The following is a 604-nucleotide window of genomic DNA, read 5'->3' as shown; positions in this document are numbered from 1 at the left end:
AATAACGATAAATCGGTTCCTTTGTCCATCCCTTAAATTTAAAGTGCAAAGAAATAAATTATTCACTTCAGACCCAAGTTTTGTTCTTGATCCGTGAACCCTCTTGTATTACATCCAATATTTACCACTGTTCGTCGGATAAGAAGTATTTCAACTTATTAAAGAGACATTCATCTAAAACCTTTTCCCGCCGGCCTTGATTACTATACTTTTGGAGGACCATAGCATAAGTAGGTTAAGTTCATGGTAAGATTTGGGGAAAAAGGTAGAGCTATGCTCTGCCTTTTTATTTTTCCCCAAATCTGTAATGAAATTATGGAATAACGAACTTCCCAAAAAACAAGTTGAATTTTATTGGACGGCTCCTACATTGCAACAGAAAGTATTTTCGCTAAACGTGTTTGCCCCTCTCCCAGCCATATTTTTCCAAATACTGTTCTGCACTCTCAATTGCACCACCCTCCAAGGAAGTGCCCATAGTGTCGTTCCAGCGATTTAAAAATCCGAACCACTAGTGTCCCATTAAAATTGGGACGTTTTAAAAATTAAATAAATTTGGCCCATTAAGCCTATTTCGTTCTTTGTCATTTTGAAATTTAGTTTT

General features: G+C 36.4%; 1 pseudogene. It reads right to left on the bottom strand.

What is annotated here, in order from left to right:
• Positions 1-391: 391 nt before the first annotated feature.
• A pseudogene (locus MWU84_RS24055) lies at positions 392-508 on the bottom strand (carboxymuconolactone decarboxylase family protein); the annotation flags it as partial.
• Positions 509-604 lie beyond the last annotated feature (96 nt).

Origin of the sequence: Arenibacter sp. F20364, assembly GCF_023015905.1 — a bacterium.
Lineage (GTDB): Bacteria > Bacteroidota > Bacteroidia > Flavobacteriales > Flavobacteriaceae > Arenibacter.
The sequence above is the reverse complement of the archived record's forward strand: the minus strand, read 5'-3'. Positions and strand labels throughout refer to the sequence as shown.